This is a genomic window from Rhizobium sp. LARHSG275, assembly GCF_052871115.1.
This window is the reverse complement of sequence record NZ_JBIXJN010000003.1, coordinates 218,677-239,824: the sequence shown is the minus strand read 5'-3', so window position 1 is coordinate 239,824 and position 21,148 is coordinate 218,677. Positions and strand designations below refer to the sequence as shown.

Here is a 21,148-nt window from a genome sequence, read left to right as displayed (position 1 = left end):
TACTCCGGCAAAGATAGCGCCGGGATCTGCGCCTGCCAGCGGCGAACGCGTCGCCTCGATACTCTCAGTTCAAGAGAACTCGCCTGCACGGGGACCAGCAAGCGTCACGCGCCAGCCCGTTCGCGATTGGAAATCCTGAGTGGCCAGAAACGTATAGCCTGTCGTGCGCCAGAGCCTCACGGCGCCGGTCAGATTGTCGAGCACATAATCGCCGCCGTCCGTCCGGGCAATGAGAACGACATGGTTTTGATCCTGCGGTCCAATCACCACGGAAAGCGCCAACCTGTTCGATGGAAAACCAGCTTCGATCAGGTCCTTCATCTTCTGGAGAGCGTAGTCCTCACAATCGCCATGGCCGGCAACCGGCAGAGACCAGACATCCCTATTTCGGGAAGACGGGCTATCTTCCGCGGGAATGATACGTCCATTTACGGCGCGATTGACCTTTTGCAGAAGCGCCATGCCTGCCTGATCGTTCAGCTGTTGCGTCGCCATCCTGCCGCACAGCCACTTGTACTTGGCGCAGGCTGCGGCGAATCCCACGGGTGCGCCGATGCTTCGCGCTACGGGAAGCGATGATCCCGCAAGGGCTTGAAAATGCAGAAGAATGAATAAAAAGCCAGCGAGCGAAAAGAGGCGCTTCATAGCCGATTCCTTTTATTTGTCGTGAGACGATAACATAGGCAGAATAAAAATTTAGTAAAATTTTATACTTGCCAATTTAACTGTATTAAACGATTGAGACAGATTAACCATTATCTATTCTTCGTGTTAATTGATTGTTAGTGTAGGAGTTCTCCCTATTAACATTCGGTTAACCTTCGGAGATGGATTGAAATGATCAGCAGAGCAGCGAAATTCAGCATCGCCGTTGCTTCCCTTCTGGCAAGCAGCAGCTTGGCAACGGCAGCCCCGGCAGTCGTTAATTGCAAGGCCGCAGTTCGCGGTACACTCGAATACAGGCTGTGCATGCCGACCAGTGCAATTCGGTCCGATAGCAGGTTCAATCCGAACGATAACGATCGCGGCAACCAAAACATTGGCGGCGGCAAGAAGACATCCAGCAGCGGTTCACTCGCCAGCAATGGGAATGCTGGCGATAGTGACAATGGCGATGGCAACGGCAACGGGAACGGGAACGGCGACGATGCCGGCAGCGGCAATGGCGACGGCAGCGGCAATGGCAATGGCGACGGCAGCGGCAGCGGCAGCGGCAGCGGCAGCGGCGACAATGGCGGAAAGGACGATCACGGCAAGGGCCATGATCATCACGGCGGCGGCAAGGGCGGGAAAGATCACGGGCACGGCAAGGACGGCCGTGGCGACGGTGGGAAAGACAATCACGACGGCAAGGACCGCGATCATCACGGCCACGACGGGGGCGGAAAAGATCACGGGCACGGCAAGGGTGGCAATGACGGCCCGGGCAAGGGTGGCAACGACGATGGTCCCGGCAAGGGCGGCAACGACGGTCCCGGCAAAGGCGGCAATGACGGCCCCGGCAAGGGCGACAATGACGGCGCCGGCAAGAGCGATAATGATAGCTCCGGAAAGAGCGATAATGGCGGCTCCGGCAAGAGCGACAACGGCGGCTCCGGCAAGGGCGACAATGGCGGCTCCGGCAAGGGCGACAATGGCGGCTCCGGCAAGAGCGACAACGGCGGCTCCGGCAAAAGCGATAATGATAGCTCCGGAAAGAGCGACAATGGCGGCTCCGGAAAGAGCGATAATGGCGGCTCCGGAAAGAGCGATAACGGCGGCTCCGGCAAGAGCGATAACGGCGGCTCCGGAAAGAGCGATAACGGCGGCTCCGGAAAGAGCGATAACGGCGGCTCCGGAAAGAGCGATAACGGCGGCTCCGGAAAGAGCGACAATGGCGGCTCCGGCAAGAGCGACAACGGTGGCTCCGGCAAGAGCGACAATGGTGGCTCCGGCAAGAGCGACAACGGTGGCTCCGGCAAGAGCGACAATGGTGGCTCCGGCAAGAGCGGCTCTGAATCCAAGCCGGATTAAGCTTATCCGCACAGAAATGCAAAAGGTGAGGCCGTTCTCGCGGCCTCACCTTTTTGAATCATTGATTTGTGTATCGATCGGCAGCAAAGAAAGCGAGGAAACCAACGCGTGGATGGTCACCTTCGGGCACGCCGCCTCCCCGCCCTCGCTCATTCCTGTCCTCGGGCTTCGACCCGAGGGATGTCACAGCAATGAGGGTGGAGATGATGGCGCCCCGTCAAAGTCCCGTCGGTGAGTTAGGGTAGGGCGCCGACGGATAGAGTGGCCGCTTACGCCGCACAAGCCTTGCACAAACCGCGAATCTCGATCGTCGTCTTCGCTGGTTTGAACTTCTGCCCCCGCACCCAGCCCATCAGCCGGTGGTCGACCTCGTGATCGTGGAACTCCATCACCTGACCGCAGCTTTCGCAGATGGCGAAGGCGACGATGCCGTGGCTGTGGCAGTCGTCGCCCGGATGGGCGCAGGCAACGAAGGAGTTGATGCTTTCGAGCCGGTGCACGACGCCGTATTCGAGCAGCTTCTCCAGCGCCCGGTAGACCTGCAGGGGTGCACGAAAACCGTGGTCGCGCAGCTTGTCGAGGATGGTGTAGGCGCTGAGCGGCCCTTCGGCCTTTTCAAGCACGTCGAAGACCAGCGACTGGTTCTTGGTCAATTGCGGTGTCGTCATGAGCCTTTTCCTTGCATGACCGCGCGGTGGCGCCTGACGGGAAGCAGGCTGAACATGAAGAGGATCAGCGCCGCGACCACGATCGAGGGGCCGGAAGGCGTGTCGTAGGTGAGCGAGCCGAACAGCCCGCCGACGACGGCGGCGGCCCCGATCAATGAGGCGAATACCGCCATGATCTCCGGCGTCGCCGAGAAGCGCCGCGCCGCAGCCGCCGGAATGATCAGCAGCGAGGTAATCAGCATGATGCCGACGATCTTCATGGCAATGGCGATGACGACGGCCATCAGCAGCATGAAAAACAGCCGCGCCCGCTCCGGCTTCAGCCCCTCGGCCTCGGCGAGCTCAGCATTGACCGTTGCCGCCAAGAGTGGCCGCCAGAGCCAGGCCATTGCCACGAGCACGAACAGCCCGCCGCCCCAGATCAGCGTGATGTCGGTGGTGGAAACGGCAAGGATATCGCCGAACAGGAAGGCGATGAGATCGATCCGCACCCAGCTCATGAAGGCGACCATGACGAGGCCGATCGCCAGTGTGGCATGCGAGAGAATGCCGAGCAGCGCATCGGCCGACAGCGCCTGGCGTTTCTGCAGGAAGAGCAGCAGCACCGACACGAGCGCGGCAACGGCAAAGACGGCAAGTGTCAGGTTGAGTTCGAAGAGCAGCGACAGTGCGACGCCGAGCAGCGCCGAATGGGCGATTGTATCGCCGAAATAAGCCATACGCCGCCAGATGATGAAGCAGCCGAGCGGCCCTGTCGTCAGCGCCAGGCCGACGCCGGCAAGGATGGCGCGCACGAAGAAATCGTCAAGCATGGCGCTCTCCCTCCGCATGCGTGTGCGGATGGGCGTGGTCATGTTCGGCATGCCCGGGGTCATGGCTATGGTCATGCCCGGGGTCATGGCTATGGTCATGCCCGGGATGGCCGTGATCGCGCTCATGACCGGTATGGCCATGTTCATGGTGATGACCGTCATCGGGGAAGCAATGATCCGTCACCGTGCCGTCGGCATGCTGCACGCGCCCATCTGGCAGATGCGTATGATCGTGGTGATGGCTGTAGACGGCAAGCGTCTGCGCCGCCCGGCTGCCGAACAGGCGCACATATTCCGGGCTGCGGCTGACGGATTCAGGCGTGCCGCGGCAGCAGACATGGCCGTTGAGACAGATGACGGTGTCGGTCTCGGCCATGACGACGTGGAGATCGTGCGAGATCAAGAGGATGCCGCAGTCGGTGGCGTTGCGGATCGACTTGATCAGGTCGTAGAGCGCGATCTCGCCGGAAAAATCGACCCCCTGCACCGGCTCATCGAGCACCAGCAGATCGGGTTTGCGGGCAATAGCGCGCGCCATCAGCGCCCGCTGGAATTCGCCGCCGGAGAGATGCTGCACCTCGGCATCGAGCATATGGGCGATGCCAGCGGATTCGAGTGCCGAAAGAATGTCGCGCTCCGGCAGCGGCCCGGTCAGCGTCATCAGCCGGCGCACCGAAAGCGGCAGCGTCCAGTCGATCGTGAGCTTCTGCGGGACATAACCGACCTTGAGGCCGGCGTTGCGCTCCACCCTGCCCTCGTCGGGCTTCAACACGCCGATCGCTGCCTTGGCGCTGGTCGACTTGCCCGAGCCGTTTGGCCCGATCAGCGTGACGATCTCGCCGCGCGAGACGGAAAAATCGACGCCACGCACCAGCCAGCGGCCATTACGCAGGATGCCGACATTTTCAAGCGAAACCAGCGGTTCGGCCCGGATACCAGCGGGGGTCTTTGCGGGAGAGAGCATCAAATTTTCCGAAAGTGCTGTTGCGTCCTGCTATTGCACACGTTATAGCATAACGCAATTGATGTAATAACATAACAACTGCAATTCAAGCGGAGCATATTGATGAAACGCGCCCTGGGGCCTGCCCTTAAAATCTTGGCCCTCAGAATACCGGCCCTCGCAATCCCGGTCCTGGCGATCCCCGCCCTTCTCTTCGCCGGCACTATGCGCGCAGCTGACGCGCCTGTCGTCGTCACCTCGATCAAACCGATCCATTCGCTGGTGTCGGCGATCATGCAGGGTGTCGGCGAACCGGAGCTGATCGTCGATGGCGCCGCCTCCCCGCATACCTACAATCTGAAGCCGTCGAATGCTCGCGCTTTGCAGGATGCCAAGGTGATCTTCTGGGTCGGCCCCGGCCTCGAGGCCTTTCTCGAAAAGCCGCTGCAGGCGCTGGGCCGGGATGCCAGCATCGCCGAACTCGACAACGCCCCCGGCCTCGTCAAGCTGCCTTTCCGTGAGGGCGGCGCCTTCGAAGCGCATGATGATGGTGACGAGCACCATGAAGCCGAAGCAGCGCATGGCCCCGACGCTGACCACGACGATCACGAGCACGGCACATTCGACACGCATCTCTGGCTCGATCCGATGAACGCCAAGGCGATGGCCAGCGAGATCACCACGACGCTGGTTGCCGCCGATCCCGCCAATGCGCTGACCTATCAGGCAAACGCCAAGGCGCTGGACGACAGGCTGACGGCGCTGGACAAGGAACTCACCGCCACCGTCGCCCCGGTCAAGGGCAAGCCCTTCATCGTCTTCCACGACGCCTACCAGTATTTCGAGCACCGCTATGGCATCCGCGTCGCCGGCTCGATCACCGTCAGCCCGGAAACTATTCCCGGCGCCGAGCGTGTTTCGGAAATCCACCGCAAGGTCGGTGAACTCGGCGCCACCTGCGTCTTTGCCGAACCGCAGTTCGAGCCGCGCCTCGTCAATGTCGTCATTGAAGGCACGCGCGCCAAGTCAGGCGTGCTCGATCCCGAAGCGGCAACACTGAAGGCCGGCCCCGATCTCTACTTCACCCTCATGCGCGGCATCGCCAACAGCATGAAGGATTGTCTCTCCAGCGCATGAACCTTCATGCGCCGCTCCGCGCGTCCTATCGGACACGCGACGCTCCGGAGAGAGCTGAGGCGGAAAAGGCGGACAACCCCGTTCCGCCTTTTTTCGGCGCACCGAACGTAATGATATAACATAAAGACAAACCCTATGAGGTTCTTATGGACAACAGACTTCCCGTCACGGTGCTTTCAGGCTTCCTCGGCGCCGGCAAGACGACGCTGCTCACCACGTGCTGAGCAATCGCGAGGGCTTACGCGTCGCCGTCATCGTCAACGATATGAGCGAGGTGAATATCGATGCTGCCCTGGTGCGCGACGGCGGCGCCAATCTCTCCCGCACCGAGGAAGAGCTGGTCGAGATGACCAATGGCTGCATCTGCTGCACGCTGCGCGACGATCTGCTGAAAGAGGTGCGCCAGCTCGCCGATCAGGGCCGCTTCGATTACCTCTTGATCGAATCGACCGGCATCGCCGAGCCCTGCCCGTCGCCACCACCTTCGAATTTCGCGACGAGAATGGCCAAAGCCTTTCCGACGTCGCAAGGCTCGACACCATAGTGACCGTCGTCGACGCCGTCAATCTGCTTGCCGATTATGCCTCGGCCGATTTCCTCGCCGACCGCGGAGAAACGGCCGGTGACGGCGACAACAGAAACATCGTCGACCTGCTGGTCGAGCAGATCGAATTCGCCGACGTCGTGGTGCTGAACAAGATCGGCACGGCAAGCGAAAAGGAGCGCGACGCCGCCCGCAAGATCATCATCGGCCTCAATCCCGATGCGCGGCTGATCGAGGCGGACTTCGGCCAAGTGGCGTTGCGGGAGGTGCTCGGCACCGGCCGCTTCGACATCGACAGGGCCGAAACCCATCCGCTCTGGTACAAGGAACTGCACGGTTTCAAGGATCATATGCCCGAGACAGAGGAATACGGCATCCGCTCCTTCGTCTACCGCGAAAAACGCCCTTTCCATCCGGCCAAGCTGCAGGCCTTTCTCGACACGGCATGGCCGGGCGTGGTGCGCGCCAAAGGCTTCTTCTGGCTGGCGACCCGCCCGCATCACGTCGGCGAGATCAGCCAGGCGGGCGCGATCGTCCGCACCGGCAAGATGGGCCTCTGGTGGGCCTCCGTACCGTCCGAGCAGTGGCCCGAGGGGCCGACCTTCATGAACGCCATCGGCCCCTATCTCGACCCCGTCTGGGGCGACCGCCGCCAGGAAATCGTCTTCATCGGTGCCGATCCGATGGACGAAGCCTGGATCAGGAAGGAACTCGACGCCTGTCTTATCAGGACAGATGCCTTCGTGCCCGAGCGCTGGCGCGACCTGCCCGATCCTTTCGCCAACTGGAACAGGCAGGCTGCATGAAGGCGAAGGCAATCCAACGCACTCTCTGCGTCTGCACCGAATGCGAGCCGCTACCGCCGATCGAAGGGCTTCATCCCGACACCGTCGAGGCAGCAGGTGAACGGCCCGATCGGCAACGACGATCCGGCAGCCTGTTCCGAAGCCTCGCCGAGCACATCGTTCCCTTCAGGAAGCCCTTCTGACGAGAGATTTGCCTGCCGGCAGAGGAAAAGGGCGGTCGAAGCCGCCCTCTTCTCGTTCATCTGCCGATCAGCGACTGGCAATAACGCTGGAGATAATACCGCTGGTGACGCCGATCAGCAGGTAGTCGTGATCGGCCCTGACCCAGCGATAACCGCGTGGCGGTGGCGCCAGCCGGTAGCGGCGATAGTCGTTGACATCGGAGAACCGTCGACGCTCGCTGGTATTGACGCGGTATCCCTTTTTCCAGTGCGACCGGACGACTACCTTCTTCTGCACGACGACGGGAGGACGGCGATGATCGTCGGCGCTAGCCTGGGAAACAATCATCGGGGAAAGAAGGAAGGAGGCGGAAAGAAGGGCTGCAAAAATCTTTTTCATGTGGGGGTTCCTCGTGTTGGACACCGGGGCAAACTAGGGCCGAGAAGATGAACCGAAACTGAAATAGAAATTAAACTTCTGTAATGGAATCCAGTAGCTACATGTCGAAGCTTATACTTTAGATTAGACTTATACACGATGATCTGGCGCGGCAGGCTGGCTTCGTCCAGTGAAGCCCTTCGGCTTTTGCTGCTCATCCCTAGAAGGCGCGGCCGTGGAGAGTTGTCCCGCTGCTGGCGGCGGGCGGCATGCTCTCGATTCGATCTGGTCTCGCCCAAAGGCGCTCGGCGATTTGGCACAACGAGATGCATAAAAAAACTTGAAACGGGCGCATAATCGAGTTTCGAACCGACGCATCCTAGGAACAGGAGAGTTCTGGATGTTCCCGCGAGGGGACGATCAGATCAAGACAACGAAGACCACAATGGAGGAAAACATGCCTGGTATCAGCATGCGCTACATCGTCGACGACGTCGACGCCGCGGTGGAATTCTACACGAGACATCTCGGCTTCTCCGTCGCACTTCGCCCCGCGCCGAGTTTCGCCATCCTGACCAGAGACGGTTTTCGTCTGTTCGTCAGCGGCATGACGGGACCTGGCGGAGCATCTCAAGCAATGCCAGATGGGCGAAAGCCGGAGCCCGGCGGTTGGAATCGCATCCAGATCGAGGTCAAGGACCTGGAAGCAGAAGTCGCCGCGCTGCGTCAGGCCGGCGCGCGTTTCCGCAACGAGATCGTGCAGGGCATAGGCGGCAAACAGATCCTGGTCGATGATCCGGCCGGAAACCCGATCGAGCTCTTCGAACCACCCAAGCGGTGAATGGCGCGACGCCGGTCATTCGGTTGCCACGCATTTGCGGTCATCCGCAAACCGACGCAGTATTTCGATCACGGTCTCTCGCCGCGAGGCTGGCCGGAACGCCTTGCCACCAGTGTGCGAGCGTGTAGTTTCGGACTCCCATCAACTCGAAGGCAGGGAAAACATGTCCGATTCCGCCGGCGGGCTCTCCGACTATATCGGGATACTAGCCGTGTTTCTTCTCGTCGCCGCCAATGGCTTCTTCGTTGCCGCCGAATTCGCCCTGGTGTCGGTCAGGCGTAGCCGCGTCGCCGAACTCGCTGCGGCAGGCCGCATGAACGCCTCGGCACTTCAGCGCGCCGTCGATAATCTCGACTCGAATCTTGCGGCCACCCAGCTCGGCATCACCATCTCGTCGCTCGCCCTCGGCTGGGTTGGCGAACCGGCGCTTGCCCATCTGATCGAGCCGCTGCTATCATGGCTGCCTGGGCAATGGGCGACGGCGGGCGCGCATACTGTTGCCGTCGTCGTCGCCTTCGTCATCATCACAGCACTTCATATCGTGCTCGGCGAGCTCGCACCGAAGAGCCTGGCGCTTCAACGCAGCGAAGCCACTTCGCTTACCGTTGTGCGTCCGCTCGGTCTGTTCCTGGTGCTATTCAAGCCGGCGATCTTTGTTCTGAACGGCATGGGCAACCTCGTGCTGCGGGGTGTGGGTCTTCGCGCCGGAACCGGCGAATCGTCGTTCCATTCGCCGCAGGAGCTCAAGCTTTTGGTTGCCGAGAGCCAGGAGGCCGGCCTTCTCAACCAGGTGCAGCAGCAGCTCGTCGAGCGGGTGTTCAACATCGGCGACAGGCCGATCTCCGACATCATGACGCCGCGCCTCGATATCGAATGGTTCGACGCCGACGACAGCGAGGCCGAGATCCTGAAGACCATCCGCGAATGCAGTCACGAACAATTGCTGGTCGCCCGCGGCTCGATCGACGAGCCGATCGGCATGGTGTTGAAGAAGGACCTTCTCGACCAGGTTCTCGACGGCGGCAAGATCCGGCCAATGGAGGTGATCAAGCAGCCGCTGGTGCTGCATGAGGGCACCTCGGTCGTCCGCGTGCTCGACAGTTTCAAGGCCTCACCCGTTCGCCTCGCCATCGTCATCGACGAATATGGCAGCCTCGAAGGCATCGTCACCCAGACCGATCTGCTCGAAGCCATCGCCGGCGACCTGCCGGGATCCAACGAAGAGCCCGACATCGTCGTCAGGGAAGACGGGTCGCTCTTGATCGATGCGATGATGCCGGCCTTCGACGCCTTCGAACGGCTCGGCCTGCGCGATCGTCCGGATGCCGATTTCCATACGCTGGCGGGTTTCGCCCTGCATCAACTCCAGCACATTCCCGAAGCCGGCGAAACCTTCGTCTTCGACAACTGGCGCTTCGAGGTTCTCGACATGGACGGCATGCGTATCGACAAGATGCTGGCGACGCGCATCCCCGCGGATCGGGTGGAGGCCTAGCGCATCGGCCCGAAAATCGGAATCGATTTTCGGAAAGCACGATGCGTAGATTCAAAGTGTTAGAGCGTCCTTTGTGCGTCCGAAAGGACGCACGGCGCTCTAATTCACCGCCAGCGTCCAGAGCATCCCTGCGGCCGCGCAGGCTAGCAGCGTCGCGATCACGGAAGCCTTGAAACGGAAGATCGCGATAGCGGCGGCGGCAGACAGCGCCATTGCCGCCGGCACGGCCGATTGCAGCTCGGGGATATCGAGCCGCAAGCCGCCAAGGTGGACGATCGCAACCTCGCCAAACAACGTGTGCAAAGCAAACCAGATAGCGAGGTTGAGGATGACCCCGACCACCGCCGCTGTTATGGCCGACATCGCGCCGGCGAGCGCGATGTTGCCGCGCAGTTTTTCGATGAATGGCGCGCCGAGGAAGATCCAGAGGAAACACGGCACGAAGGTGACCCAGCTCGTCAGGACCGCCGCAAGCGTTGCAGCAAGCATCGGATTCAAAGCTCCCGGATCGCGGTAGGCGCCCATGAAGCCGACGAACTGGACGACCATGATCAATGGCCCCGGCGTCGTCTCGGCCATGCCGAGACCATCGAGCATCTCGCCGGGTTTCAGCCAGCCGAAATGCTGCACGGCTTCCTGCGCGACATAGGCAAGCACGGCATAGGCCCCGCCGAAAGTGACGACCGCCATCTTGCTGAAGAACAGGCCGATCTCGGTAAAGACGTTGTCAGCACCGAAGGTGGCGTAAAGCGCTGCGAGCGGAGCGAGCCAGAGGGCAAGCAGCACGGCCGAGATGCGCAGCGACCATGCAAGATTCGGGCGCGCATGCGCCGGTATGCCCTCGCCAAGCGCCGACTCGGCGTCCGACAGCACCGGGCCGCTTCCGGCCTTATGGCCGCCGCCCGTCCGGAAGGCGGCAAGCCCGAACCTGCCGCCGAGGAAGCCGGCAATGCCGGCGGCGAGCACGATCAGGGGGAACGGGACATGCAGAAAGAAGATGGCGATGAAGGCCGCGGCCGCGATACCGACCATGACGCGATTTTTGAGCGCCCGGCCGCCGATGCGGATCACGGCCTGCACGACGACCGCGAGCACCGCTGCCTTCAGCCCAAAGAACAGGCCGGCGACGATGCCGACGTTGCCGTAAGCCGCGTAGATATAGCTGAGACAGAGGATCGACAGGAACCCAGGCAGTACGAACAGCAGGCCGGCGACGAGACCGCCCACTGTCCGATGCATCAGCCAGCCGATATAGATGGCGAGCTGCTGCGCCTCGGGTCCGGGAAGGAGCATGCAATAGTTCAGCGCATGCAGAAAACGGTGCTCACCGATCCATCGCTTCTCGTCGACGATGATCCGGTGCATGACGGCGATCTGGCCGGCGGGGCCGCCAAAACTCAGGGCGGCGACGCGCAGCCACACCCTGAAGGCCTCGCCAAACGAGACGCCGTGATGGTGCTCTTCTTGCGCATCGTCCTCCGCCATTTTGCCGCCGGGAGCACTATCCGTCATCTCAACCATCTCATGCCCTCTTCTTTGGCGCCGGCCAATTGTGGGTTTCCTCGGTCGCATCGCGGCACCAGCGGAAAAAAGCGTCGTAGAGAAGCATCCCGGCCTCGAGTTGCTCCAGATCGTCGGCATACATCCTGGAGAGGCCGAGCGATGCCGCAAGCAGGCCCGCCGCCTCAGGGGCGAGGTCGAGCCTGGCGGTATCCGCCGCCCTAACGATACGCGCCAGGCGCAGAAGCGGTTCCGACGCCAGCCCGAACTCCTCGATCATCACGTCGAAGGTACAGAGCTCGCCGCGATGGCTCCAGAACACATCCTCGATATCGAAGGGCGTCGCCGCGAAACGCTCGCCGACGGCCAAAACCTCGGGCGCCGGCACGAACAGGAACACGGCATTCGGATCTATGAAGCGCCGGATCAGCCAGGGACAGGCGATGCGATCGATCTTCGGCCGCGCCCGCGTCACCCAGACGGTGCGCCCCTCCACGTCGCAACGCGGCAGCTTTTCCTCTGGCACGGCCGGTCCGCCCGCGATCCACGCCTCGAAGCCACCTTCGAGGCTTTCCGCGTCGATCCCGACATGGCGGAGATAGGCGGCAACACCATGACTGAGCTTGCCGCCTCTCTGGCATACCACCACGACGGCTTCGGCATCGAGGCCGCCAACCCAGGACGCGACATCGGCATAGGCGCGCCGGATCGAGCCCGGCACCAGGCGTGGATCGAGCGCGAAGTCCTCCTCCGTGCGCACGTCGATAATGACGGGAGCCCCAGGCGTCCCGATGAGGCGGCTGAGCTTTTCAGGTGAGATTTCTAGAAATGACGGCATGACGCGTCCCTCCGTTGATCGGTTTTACTGGACGCGATTCTTCAGCATGACGCCTCGTGGGGTGATCGCGACCCCATGTCTGAACCATGCGCAAACAGACCCCATCGTGTCAAGCGCATTGCGCCATGGCGGCTTGCCGTCCGCGGCAGCGGCCTGCCATCCACCACGGCACCCGATCAGCCGGCAGGTCTTCCACCCGGTCTCTGCCGGTCGCCTCCAGGCGAGCCGGCGGGCAGATGAGAGGTGAGTGGCAAAGCCGCGAATGCACGAAGTGCCAGTGAAGAGCGCGAATGAAGGTACGAAAACCCAATCAGTACAAGCGCTTCGGCCCAGAACGGAACAAAAAGCCCGCTTCGGCATTCTTCTCTGACCGAAAGAGGAGAAAGTACCATGACGTACGACCCCAATAATGCCAACGACCCGAACCGCCCGCTGAACCCAAATTTGGATCTGCGCACCACGCCGAGCGCGCGCAGCAGTAATACGTGGATTGTCTGGGTCGCTGCATTGGCCGTGATCGCTGTCGCTGCATTCGCCTATTCGCAGTGGGGCACCCCCGGCACATCGCCGGACACGACAGCCTCCACGACCCAATCCGAGCCGGCGCCGGCCAAGCCGATCGCTCCGACCAATAACAGCGCAACGCCCGCACCGGCACCAGCAACGCCCGCACCGGCACCAGCACCGGCCACTCCGCCGCCGGCTGCCCCGGCACAGCAGTAATCGCTGCCCGGCCAGCAGAAGCCGGCCCAGTGCCGGCTTCTTTTCTGCCGCGAGCGCTTGAAGATATTTAAGCGAACCCTATTTACGGGATGCTGAATCTGTCTCTGACCGCTGACCACGGAGGCACTGGCAGCCGTTATCGAGACTGATCGAGGAAGGTCGGTGCGAATTTCGCCCGGCCTTTTTTCTTGACCTCGTCATCCATGCCGAACAGCCGTACTGGCAACGCCTGATCGGGATTATCTGGGAATCCTGTTATAGAAAGACTGCGGATCGTACACGCACTCGTAGTCGAGGAGGCAAAGCTTGCCATTGGCATCCCTCACCCTTGCGGTGTCATACTTGTCGCCGAGATTGCACCTGGCCGGCGGATAGCGGAAGCTGCGACCGCCAAAGCCCATCCGCACAAAAACCGCCTTGTCCTTGCGGATGATCTGCGCAAGCTCTTCGCAACTGTGATCCCTGGCATTGACCTCCACCGCCTCGACGGCAAGAGCGACGGACGGAAACAGCAGTGCGACGGCCAGAACAACGCTTTTCATGGAAACTCCTGAATGTGATAGAGCGAAGTTAAGGCATCGCACCCGATGCCGCCAGTCCGCAAACCTTCCGAATTATACATCTGAGCAGCCCTGCCCCTTTGCCTCCCGGGACGCTCGATAACGGCGTGTGTCGAAACAGAAATTGTCGGATGAGCGACCAACCGCGCGGGCTCTTTGAGACAGCGAATCCAGGTGGACGGGACACTCCTTCGCTACTCCGCAAGGATGTTGCCGCATCCCCATCCATCAAGATGTTTGGTCTATGCTGCCGGCCATGAAACCGACGTTTGGGCGTAGACACCTTGCAGAGCCGGAGCGGACAAGGACCGTTCCAGCACAGAAGGTCGATGCGCCACCCGCCAGAAGCTTCGATTGGCCGAAAATCAGGCGTTACGCCAAAAACGCGACCTTGGCCCTGCTGATCGCGATCAAACTTGTGGTTGTGATTATTTACGTCACCAGACTAAACGCCTCGCATTCCTTCCAGGAATACGCACCGCCCATAGCAATGATGGCGGTACTGTCGTTTTTCATCGTCGCCGCTCTCTGGCTCGCCGGCATGAAACTGAGCGGCAGCGATTGACGTAACCTCGGTTGGCGCCGTCTGAAGTTGACCGCCGCCCGCACTTCCCGCTCGCTCCCTCTCACAACGGAAGCGTCCAGAGCATGATGCCGAAAAGGGTGAGCAGTTTTCGGACGACATCCTGCTTTAACTCTTTAATCTAGAAAAGGATCCGGATTTCAGGCCGACCCGGCCTAAAATCATCCCGTTCTAGGGAAAGTTATAGGGCGACGCGGGGTCGAAGACGCAGGAATAATCAAGGATGCATTGCTTTCCCTCGCCATCGCGCAAACTGGTCGTGGTGCGCTTGTCACCCATACTGCACTGGGCGGGCGGATAACGGAAACTGCGGCCGCCGAAACCGATGCGAACAAAGACCTTTTTGTTCTGGCGAATGATCTGAGCAAGCTCGCTGCAGCTATGCTCGCTCGCTTTGACGTTCATGACGCCTGCGCCAAAGGCCGGTAACGGCAGAGACAAGGCAACGACTAGAATGACGCTTCTCATGGGACCCTCCCAGTGTGTGAGGGAAACTAGCGCGCACAGATCACTGCGACCAGTCATTTGGGCAAGGCTAGCAATGTCGCCCGCTTCCAGCAGGCCGGAAAATCCGGCCTGATTTCAAATATATCAATCTTTTCAAGAGATTTGGTGGGTGATGTAGGGCTCGAACCTACGACCCGCTGATTAAGAGTCAGCTGCTCTACCAACTGAGCTAATCACCCGTTCGCGCTTGGCTGCGCGGTGTGACGGGGCGTATAAACAGGATCGGCAGGCTTGTCCAGCGCATAGGCGAAATTTCTTTGGTTAATCGCGAAGATTTTTCGGCATGGCTGAAATACAGCGCAGAAGCCCGAAAATCGGAATCGATTTTTGGGAAGGATTATGCGCCGATTCAAAGTGATAGAGCGTCCTCAGCGCCAGTGAAATCAAAGGTCGAGCGTGCCGCTGGCCAGCCGTACCGCCTGGCCGCCGATCCGCGCGTTGGAGATCGCTCCCGCGTCGACATCGATATGCAGGTGGATGAAGGACGGCCGGCCCATCTCGACGCCCTGCTCGATCATGATCGGGTGATGCCCGTCCGTCAGTCGGTCGAAATGGTGGATGGCGCCGGAGAGTGCGGCCGCCGCCGAACCGGTGGCCGGGTCTTCGACGATACCCATGCCGCTGGCGAACATGCGCGCATGGAACTTCGCCACGTGGTTGACGCCGCCGCGGCAATAGGCATAGGCCGAGGCAAGCGCGCCATCGACGAAGGGCACGATCTTTTCCCAGAGTTGCGGATCGAATTCCACTCGCTGCGTGGCTCCGACATCGTGCACCGGAATGAGCAGGAAGGGAACGCCGGCGCTCCAGACCGACGGGACGTGATTTTCGAAGCCGATCTCAGTCACCTTCAGCGATAGCGCATCGGCGATCCCGAGCTTGTCGAGCGGCATGATGGCGGGCTGCGATTTGCGCGGCAGGTCGAATTCGGCAAAGCTCGCCTCACCCTCTCTCAGCCGCACCGCGCAACGCACCGGCCCGACATTTTCCTCAAGCACCGTGACGAGATCGCGCGTCGCAGCACCGTGCACCCGTTCGGCCAGCGCAACCGCCGTGCCGACCGTCGGATGGCCGGCAAAGGGCAGCTCGCGCCCAGGCGTGAATATCCTCAGACGCGCCGCATAGGCAGGGTTGGTCGAAGGTTGCACGAAGACCGTCTCCGAGAGATTGATCTCGCGGGTGATTGCCTGCATCGCCTCGTCGCTGAGATTGTCTCCGTCGAAGATCACCGCCAGCGGGTTGCCCGCAAGCTTTCGATCGGTGAACACGTCATAGACGCTGTAGCTTCGCGCCACATCGGCCTCCTTGAATCGTCATCGCGCCGCCAACCTGCCCGACCGGGCGAACGAGTGCAAGGCGCTAAAACGCGTCACGTCAACCGGAATCACATGACGCGCTTTCGATCTTTAGGTGATGCATGTCGTTATCCCGAAACGCTACATGGCTTTGGGGGGATACATCAACTCCGCTCGGCCTTGCCGAAATACCAGTCGATCACCGGCAGCATGGCGATATTATAGGGGTGCGCCGAGTGATCGGCCGAGCGGATCGCCGCTGCACCCGCGATCTCCTTGTCCTCGGCGACGAGCATGTGACTCTCGATCCGTTCGACCATCTCGTCCGCCGTCATATCGAAGCGGAAGAGCCGCAACAGTGTCACCGTCCGGTTGGAATGGCTGGCGAAGAGCCCGTGCCCCGCCACCGAACGCCTAAGATCCAATCCGGTTTCTTCATGGACCTCGCGGCGCATGTTTGCCTCGATGTCGCAGCGCCCGTCGACGATATCCTCCGGCTCCAGCGAGCCGGCGGCGAAATAGACCTGGCCGGGATTGGCTGTATGGGCGCCCATACGGATCGCCACAAGCGCACCGTCCGAGGTTTCCAGCACCGGATAGGCGAAGATGTGAATGCCGCCCTGACGCTGCGGCTGCCGGCGCCACCACATGAAGGCGGAAAAGGGAATGACGTGGCCCTCGCCCGCAATCCCGTTTTCACTGAGCGAGAGCCGCTGCTGAAACACCATGCGCCCATCGAACAGCGCCGGATTGGCGGCCGTCTCCCTGGCCCAGTTCTCCCGGATCGCCGCTTGTTCGGCGACCGCGAAGGGATGGGGACCGGGCAGGATGCGCAGATCCACGCCGGCGATCGGGAAGACCGTGGCTTCCGGGGGCCAGCCGGCGAAATCGGAAAAATCGGCATTCGGAAAATTCATGTTCAAATTCGTTTTCATGGGAGATCCAGTGTCATGACGACAGGGCAGTGATCGGACGCCTTCGGCCTGTCCCAGCCGGTGCGCGGATAACGCTCCACCTCCTGCCCCGGCGGGAAGATGGTGCGGTAAGGCTGGCCGCTGCGGATGATTTCGGGCAGGCGGCCGGCATTATGGGCGGCAAGTGCTGGCGAAAGCCAGAGATAGTCGAGTTGGCAAAGCCACTGCTCCTGTGGCCCGCGAGCGTGATAGAGCGTCCAGCGGTCGAGAGGTTCCCGGCGGCGCACCACATTTTCGGCAAAGCCGTCGCTACTGAAAACGTCGAGCGCGCTTTCGGACTCGTCGTGATGTTCGAAGCGATAGCCGGTGCCCCGGCGGCCGATGACGTCGACACGCTCCTGATAGTCATTCATGTCTCCACAGATGGCGAAGCTCTTCGTGCCGGCTTGATCCGCACCGAAGCGATCCTCGATGATGCGGCGCACGGCGCGCGCCTCGGCGCGACGGATCGGCATGGTCGATTGCCGCCCGTCCAGCCCGTCGCGCGGATTGCCCATCGACTTGAAATGCACGACGTAGAGCGAAAACGGCCGGCCGCCGATCAGAAGATCGAGCTCCAGGCAATCGCGTTTGAAGATCTTGTCGTCAATACGGTTGGTGAGCGCCACGTCCTCGTCGAAGAGATCAAAGTCGCGATAGGTCGTCATCGCATGGCTTCTGATATCCCTGAGCTCGATCTTCTGGCCGTCGCGCGTTTCCTCACGCATCAAGACGGCAACATCGATGCCGCGGCTGTCATTGCCCTCGACCAGATATTTTTGGCGGTAGCCGTTTCCGACCATGCGGAAGAGATAGCCGTATTCGAAGGCCTGAAGGGCAGCCATGTTGTCAATTTCCTGCAGGCAGAGGATATCGGCGTCAGCATCGGCGATCGCGAGCGCCGTCATCTGCCGGGTATCGTCGGCGGCGGCAATCACCCGGGCCTGCTCGAGCTGCTGATAGACGCCCTCGCTCGAAACCTGGAAAAGCTTGATGACACGGTCCTGGCGCAGCTGGTTGCGGAAGCCGGTGAAATCGAAACGGGTGAGGAGATTTTCGACATTGAAGGTGGCCAGGCGAAGCGACATGGGAAGGATCCGGTTGCGGGGAGTAACTTAACCAGCAGAAGCCGCAGGAAAAGATGGCGGAGCCAAGAAATATGCGGACAACCACCCCGCTTACAGCCCCGAAGGCGATTGCCTGTGACTTAGGCTGCTGACATAGTCTCCGCAGAGGGCAATCATCATTCCGGCGCGGGGCATTTCATGAGGCGGGTTCTTGCATCGTTTGCGGTTCTGACGTCCCTCGCCGGCGCGGCCCTTGCCGATACCTACGGCGCCATCGCCTACTCGCCCTCGACGAGCGCCACCGGCTGGTCCTATGCTTATGACACTCGCGGCGACGCCGAAACCGTTGCCCGACGCAATTGCGACAGCAGCGCCAACGATTGTCGCATCGGTATTTGGTTCCGAAACGGCTGCGGCGCGGTAGCCGTCGGCCGTCGCAGCGGCTGGGGCTCCGGCTGGGGTTATGATGGCCGCGAGGCCCAGCGCCAGGCGATCGGCAGCTGCAACCGGCAAACCGGCGGCTGCCGCGTCATCCGCTGGCAATGTTCCGGCAGCGAATGATTTTGGCGGGGCACGGCGTCTCAAAGCCGCCACGCCGCGCGTACCGATAGCCTGAGGCTGTCACCCGTCCGGACGGGAAAACGGGCATAGGCCCGCAGCACCTGATTGTCGGTGAGGACGAGCTTCAGCGCATAACGCTCGCCCTCGAAGAGCACGGACTCGACCATCGCCGCGATCCCCTCGCCGGCGGTATTCTCGCCGGAGACCATAACATCTTCCGGCCGGACGAGGACATCAATCCTGTCGCCGTTGGCTGCCCTGGTAACAGTGCCAGCAAACATCGGCTCCAGCGCCTGCCAATCCAGCGCCCTGTTGTCACCAGCAGCACGCGGCAGCGACACGATCGCGCCTCGCCCGATCAGCCCGCCGACGATGCGTCCTTCCGGCCGCGCGTAGATCTCGACGGGAGCCGCCACCTGCAGCAGCCGCCCTTCCGACATGACGGCGACGTCGGTCGCGAGCGCCATCGCCTCGCTCTGGTCGTGGGTGACGTAGATCATCGTTGCGCCCGAGCGCTGGTGGAACTCGCGAAAAGTCTCCTCCATCTCCTGTTTCAGATGCCGGTCGAGATTGGCGAGCGGCTCGTCGAGCAGCACCACGTCGGGTGATGTCACCAGGCAGCGGGCGAGCGCGACGCGCTGGCGCTGGCCGCCGGAGAGATCGTCTGGAGGCCGTTCGGCATAGTCGGCAAGCCGCACGATGCCGAGCGCGTCGCGCACCTTCGTCCGGTAGGCCTCGCCCGAAATGCCGCGCACCTTGAGGGGATAGCCGACATTGTCGGCGACACTCATATGCGGCCAAAGCGCATAAGACTGGAAGACCATCGCCATGTTGCGCTTTTCCGGCGGCAGCGACTGCGCGGCATCGGCAAGCAATTGCTCGCCGAGATGGATGGAGCCGTCGCTCGGCGTCTCGAAACCGGCGATCATGCGCAGTACCGTCGTCTTGCCGCAGCCGGAAGGCCCGAGCAGCGCCAGGAAGCCGCCCTCGCGCACCTCGAGCGAAAAACCGCTGACGGCGGCCCGGCCTGTACCAAAATCCTTGCCGAGCTGGTTGAGGGTCAGCCTCGCCATGGGACCACTCCTTTCGGCAGCCGTTTCGCCAGAATTTCGAGCAACAACATCAGCACGATGACCATGAGGACGACGAGCACCGAAAGCGCCGAGGCAAGGTCGGAGCTGCCGCTGTCGTCAAGATTATAGATGGCGACGCCGAGCGTCTGCGTGCCGGCCGACCAGAGCAGCGCGGAAATCGTCAGCTCGTTGCAGGCGATCAGGAAGACGAGGATGACCGACGCGCCGGCGGCGGGCGCAATCAGCGGCACGATGATATCGAAAAGCCGGCGGAAGAAGCCGGCCCCGGAAAGCCGCGCCGCCTCTTCCAGCGCCGGATCGAGCTGGTGGAAGGCGCTGACCACCGGCTTCAGGCTGACGGCAAAGAAGGAGGAGAAATAGGCGATCAGGATGATCCAGATCGTGCCGTAGAGCGAGACGTGCAGGATTGGAATCGGTGCTGCGAACACCAGGATGAAGCAGACCGCGATGACGATACCGGGCAATGAATAGGGTATCTCGATCAGGCTCGAGACGATGCGGGAAGCCAGATCCCTGCGTCGTGCCAGCGCATAGGCCGCAAGCATCGTCACCACGAGGAGACAAAGCGCGGTCGCGCCGGCAAGTGACAGCGAGTTGATGAAGGCGGTGCGCGTCACCGCCTGCCGAAACAGGATCTCCTCAAAAGCATGCAGCGACATGGTTTTAAAGGTGAGCGGCACGCCATAGGCCGGCACCAGCGCGCCGGCGACAAGCGCGAAGAAGGGTGCTGCCAGCATGAAGAACAGGATCGCCCATACGAGCGGTGTGAAAACAAGGCGCCAGGCACCGAGTTCGAAGGCCGCACTCGCCCCGGATAACCCGATGACGCGGTAGTCGCGGCCGCGCAGCGCCCGGTCCTGGATCATCAACCCGACGACCGAGATGCTGGCGATGATTGCGGAGAGCACGGCGACGTCGCCGAAGGTGCGGCTGGTGAAAGCGGAAAATTTGGTGAAAACAAGCGTTGGCAGCGTGAAGATCGAGGCCGGAATGCCGAGAATGGCGGGAATGCCGAAATTGCCGGTGCAGGAGACGAAGGAGATTGCCGCGCCCGCTATGATGCCGGGCAGCGACAGGGGCAGAATGATGTCGCGGAACACCCGCAGCCTGGAAGCGCCGGAAAGCCGTGCGGCTTCGACCCCGTCGCGCGGCAGCGTCATCAGCCCGGCCCGGAGCGCCAGATAGACTAGCGGCGCATGCTGCACGCCATAGAGCAGTGCGATGCCTCCTACCGAATAAAGCGGCTGCGGCGAGCCGAGCGGCGGGGCGATATGCAGCGCCTTCAACAGCGGGCTGGAGGGACCGGACATCTGTACCCAGGCAAGCGCCGTCACTTGCGGGGGGATCATCATCGGCAGCACGAAGAAGAAGCTGAGCAGCCCCTTGGCGCGGATATCGGTCAGCGTCAGCAGGAAGGCAAAGAGGCAGCCGATGACGAGCGAGATGATCGTGCCGAGAATAGCGGTGACGACAGTGTAATAGGTCGCCGACCAGAGTGACGGTTCGCTCAGAACCGTCATCACGCCGCCATTGGCGAAAGCCGCGATCCCGACCATGGCAAGACGGGCGAGCGGCAGCACGCTGAGCATCAGGACGATGATGACGACAAAAGGAAACAGCCAGGCGGGCTGGCTGTTTCCGGTTTTGATGTATCCGTGCATGAAAGGA

The 21,148-nt window shown here is 61.6% G+C and carries 22 protein-coding genes, 1 tRNA gene and 1 pseudogene; 9 read left to right on the top strand and 15 right to left on the bottom strand.

Features of this window, described 5'->3' with window-relative positions:
- Positions 1–69: 69 nt before the first annotated feature.
- The gene (locus ACIPSK_RS05015; protein ID WP_162116071.1) at positions 70–645 is read right to left on the bottom strand and encodes a transglutaminase-like cysteine peptidase; all 576 of its coding nucleotides are present in this window, start codon (positions 643–645) and stop codon (positions 70–72) included.
- Positions 646–837: 192 nt separating this feature from the next.
- Between ACIPSK_RS05015 and ACIPSK_RS05010 the strand changes: the two genes are divergently transcribed.
- The gene (locus ACIPSK_RS05010) at positions 838–2,013 is read left to right on the top strand and encodes a hypothetical protein (protein ID WP_446532632.1); all 1,176 of its coding nucleotides are present in this window, start codon (positions 838–840) and stop codon (positions 2,011–2,013) included.
- Positions 2,014–2,282: 269 nt separating this feature from the next.
- On the opposite strand, the gene ACIPSK_RS05005 is transcribed toward ACIPSK_RS05010, so the two are convergent.
- Genes ACIPSK_RS05005 through znuC form a run of 3 tightly spaced genes read right to left on the bottom strand, consistent with a single transcriptional unit; the run spans position 2,283 to position 4,457 of the window.
- A complete protein-coding gene (locus tag ACIPSK_RS05005; RefSeq protein WP_017964964.1) occupies positions 2,283–2,681 on the bottom strand; it encodes a Fur family transcriptional regulator in 399 nt (132 codons plus the stop codon).
- Positions 2,678–3,493, bottom strand: coding sequence for a zinc ABC transporter permease subunit ZnuB (gene znuB / locus ACIPSK_RS05000; protein WP_162116068.1), 816 nt, complete (start codon positions 3,491–3,493; stop codon positions 2,678–2,680). The genes ACIPSK_RS05005 and znuB overlap by 4 nt, the downstream gene beginning before the upstream one ends.
- Positions 3,486–4,457 carry a zinc ABC transporter ATP-binding protein ZnuC gene (gene znuC, locus ACIPSK_RS04995; RefSeq protein ID WP_162116067.1) on the bottom strand — a complete coding sequence of 324 codons (972 nt, stop codon included), beginning with the start codon at positions 4,455–4,457 and terminating at the stop codon, positions 3,486–3,488. Before znuC ends, znuB begins: the two co-directional genes overlap by 8 nt.
- A 102-nt stretch (positions 4,458–4,559) precedes the next feature.
- Between znuC and ACIPSK_RS04990 the strand changes: the two genes are divergently transcribed.
- The 3 genes and pseudogenes from ACIPSK_RS04990 to ACIPSK_RS04980 all read left to right on the top strand — a co-directional run bounded on the left by ACIPSK_RS04990 (position 4,560) and on the right by ACIPSK_RS04980 (position 7,105).
- Entirely contained in the window at positions 4,560–5,573 is a 1,014-nt protein-coding gene (locus tag ACIPSK_RS04990; RefSeq protein ID WP_162116066.1) for a zinc ABC transporter substrate-binding protein, read from the top strand.
- 146 nt (positions 5,574–5,719) lie between these two features.
- Positions 5,720–6,923 (top strand): annotated as a pseudogene (locus tag ACIPSK_RS04985) (GTP-binding protein).
- Positions 6,920–7,105, top strand: coding sequence for a hypothetical protein (locus ACIPSK_RS04980; RefSeq protein WP_162116065.1), 186 nt, complete (start codon positions 6,920–6,922; stop codon positions 7,103–7,105). Before ACIPSK_RS04985 ends, ACIPSK_RS04980 begins: the two are co-directional and overlap by 4 nt.
- A gap of 67 nt (positions 7,106–7,172) precedes the next feature.
- On the opposite strand, the gene ACIPSK_RS04975 is transcribed toward ACIPSK_RS04980, so the two are convergent.
- Complete coding sequence (locus ACIPSK_RS04975) at positions 7,173–7,484, bottom strand: RcnB family protein (protein WP_162116064.1); 312 nt, start codon at positions 7,482–7,484, stop codon at positions 7,173–7,175.
- Between the two features lie 436 nt (positions 7,485–7,920).
- Between ACIPSK_RS04975 and ACIPSK_RS04970 the strand changes: the two genes are divergently transcribed.
- Complete coding sequence (locus tag ACIPSK_RS04970; RefSeq protein WP_162116162.1) at positions 7,921–8,304, top strand: VOC family protein; 384 nt, start codon at positions 7,921–7,923, stop codon at positions 8,302–8,304.
- Positions 8,305–8,467: 163 nt separating this feature from the next.
- The gene (locus ACIPSK_RS04965; RefSeq protein ID WP_162116063.1) at positions 8,468–9,799 is read left to right on the top strand and encodes a hemolysin family protein; all 1,332 of its coding nucleotides are present in this window, start codon (positions 8,468–8,470) and stop codon (positions 9,797–9,799) included.
- A 99-nt stretch (positions 9,800–9,898) separates the two neighbouring features.
- Here the strand turns inward: ACIPSK_RS04965 and chrA are convergent, their stop codons facing one another.
- A complete protein-coding gene (chrA, locus tag ACIPSK_RS04960) occupies positions 9,899–11,320 on the bottom strand; it encodes a chromate efflux transporter (protein WP_162116062.1) in 1,422 nt (473 codons plus the stop codon).
- 1 nt (position 11,321) lies between these two features.
- The gene (locus tag ACIPSK_RS04955; protein ID WP_162116061.1) at positions 11,322–12,137 is read right to left on the bottom strand and encodes a chromate resistance protein ChrB domain-containing protein; all 816 of its coding nucleotides are present in this window, start codon (positions 12,135–12,137) and stop codon (positions 11,322–11,324) included.
- A gap of 390 nt (positions 12,138–12,527) precedes the next feature.
- Here ACIPSK_RS04955 and ACIPSK_RS04950 point away from each other — a divergent pair, with 390 nt between their 5' ends.
- Positions 12,528–12,860 carry a hypothetical protein gene (locus ACIPSK_RS04950; RefSeq protein WP_162116060.1) on the top strand — a complete coding sequence of 111 codons (333 nt, stop codon included), beginning with the start codon at positions 12,528–12,530 and terminating at the stop codon, positions 12,858–12,860.
- Between the two features lie 239 nt (positions 12,861–13,099).
- Here ACIPSK_RS04950 and ACIPSK_RS04945 read toward each other — a convergent pair whose 3' ends face one another.
- Positions 13,100–13,402 carry a hypothetical protein gene (locus tag ACIPSK_RS04945; RefSeq protein ID WP_162116059.1) on the bottom strand — a complete coding sequence of 101 codons (303 nt, stop codon included), beginning with the start codon at positions 13,400–13,402 and terminating at the stop codon, positions 13,100–13,102.
- 262 nt (positions 13,403–13,664) lie between these two features.
- Here ACIPSK_RS04945 and ACIPSK_RS04940 point away from each other — a divergent pair, with 262 nt between their 5' ends.
- A complete protein-coding gene (locus ACIPSK_RS04940) occupies positions 13,665–13,985 on the top strand; it encodes a hypothetical protein (protein ID WP_162116058.1) in 321 nt (106 codons plus the stop codon).
- 189 nt (positions 13,986–14,174) lie between these two features.
- On the opposite strand, the gene ACIPSK_RS04935 is transcribed toward ACIPSK_RS04940, so the two are convergent.
- The 5 genes from ACIPSK_RS04935 to ACIPSK_RS04915 all read right to left on the bottom strand — a co-directional run bounded on the left by ACIPSK_RS04935 (position 14,175) and on the right by ACIPSK_RS04915 (position 17,846).
- Positions 14,175–14,471: a hypothetical protein gene (locus ACIPSK_RS04935; protein WP_162116057.1), complete on the bottom strand. Its 297-nt coding sequence runs from the start codon at positions 14,469–14,471 to the stop codon at positions 14,175–14,177.
- A 142-nt stretch (positions 14,472–14,613) separates the two neighbouring features.
- Positions 14,614–14,689, bottom strand: a tRNA-Lys gene (locus ACIPSK_RS04930).
- Between the two features lie 204 nt (positions 14,690–14,893).
- Positions 14,894–15,805, bottom strand: a complete 912-nt coding sequence (locus tag ACIPSK_RS04925) for a PhzF family phenazine biosynthesis protein (RefSeq protein ID WP_017964976.1) — start codon at positions 15,803–15,805, stop codon at positions 14,894–14,896.
- 164 nt (positions 15,806–15,969) lie between these two features.
- Positions 15,970–16,740: an NUDIX hydrolase gene (locus tag ACIPSK_RS04920; RefSeq protein ID WP_162116056.1), complete on the bottom strand. Its 771-nt coding sequence runs from the start codon at positions 16,738–16,740 to the stop codon at positions 15,970–15,972.
- Positions 16,737–17,846 carry an endonuclease/exonuclease/phosphatase family protein gene (locus ACIPSK_RS04915; protein WP_162116055.1) on the bottom strand — a complete coding sequence of 370 codons (1,110 nt, stop codon included), beginning with the start codon at positions 17,844–17,846 and terminating at the stop codon, positions 16,737–16,739. Before ACIPSK_RS04915 ends, ACIPSK_RS04920 begins: the two co-directional genes overlap by 4 nt.
- Before the next feature lie 177 nt (positions 17,847–18,023).
- Between ACIPSK_RS04915 and ACIPSK_RS04910 the strand changes: the two genes are divergently transcribed.
- The gene (locus ACIPSK_RS04910) at positions 18,024–18,386 is read left to right on the top strand and encodes a DUF4189 domain-containing protein (protein ID WP_162116054.1); all 363 of its coding nucleotides are present in this window, start codon (positions 18,024–18,026) and stop codon (positions 18,384–18,386) included.
- Positions 18,387–18,406: 20 nt separating this feature from the next.
- On the opposite strand, the gene ACIPSK_RS04905 is transcribed toward ACIPSK_RS04910, so the two are convergent.
- The gene (locus tag ACIPSK_RS04905; protein WP_162116053.1) at positions 18,407–19,459 is read right to left on the bottom strand and encodes an ABC transporter ATP-binding protein; all 1,053 of its coding nucleotides are present in this window, start codon (positions 19,457–19,459) and stop codon (positions 18,407–18,409) included.
- On the bottom strand, positions 19,447–21,141 hold the full coding sequence (locus ACIPSK_RS04900; RefSeq protein WP_162116052.1) for an ABC transporter permease: 1,695 nt from the start codon (positions 21,139–21,141) through the stop codon (positions 19,447–19,449). Before ACIPSK_RS04900 ends, ACIPSK_RS04905 begins: the two co-directional genes overlap by 13 nt.
- Positions 21,142–21,148: the final 7 nt, after the last annotated feature.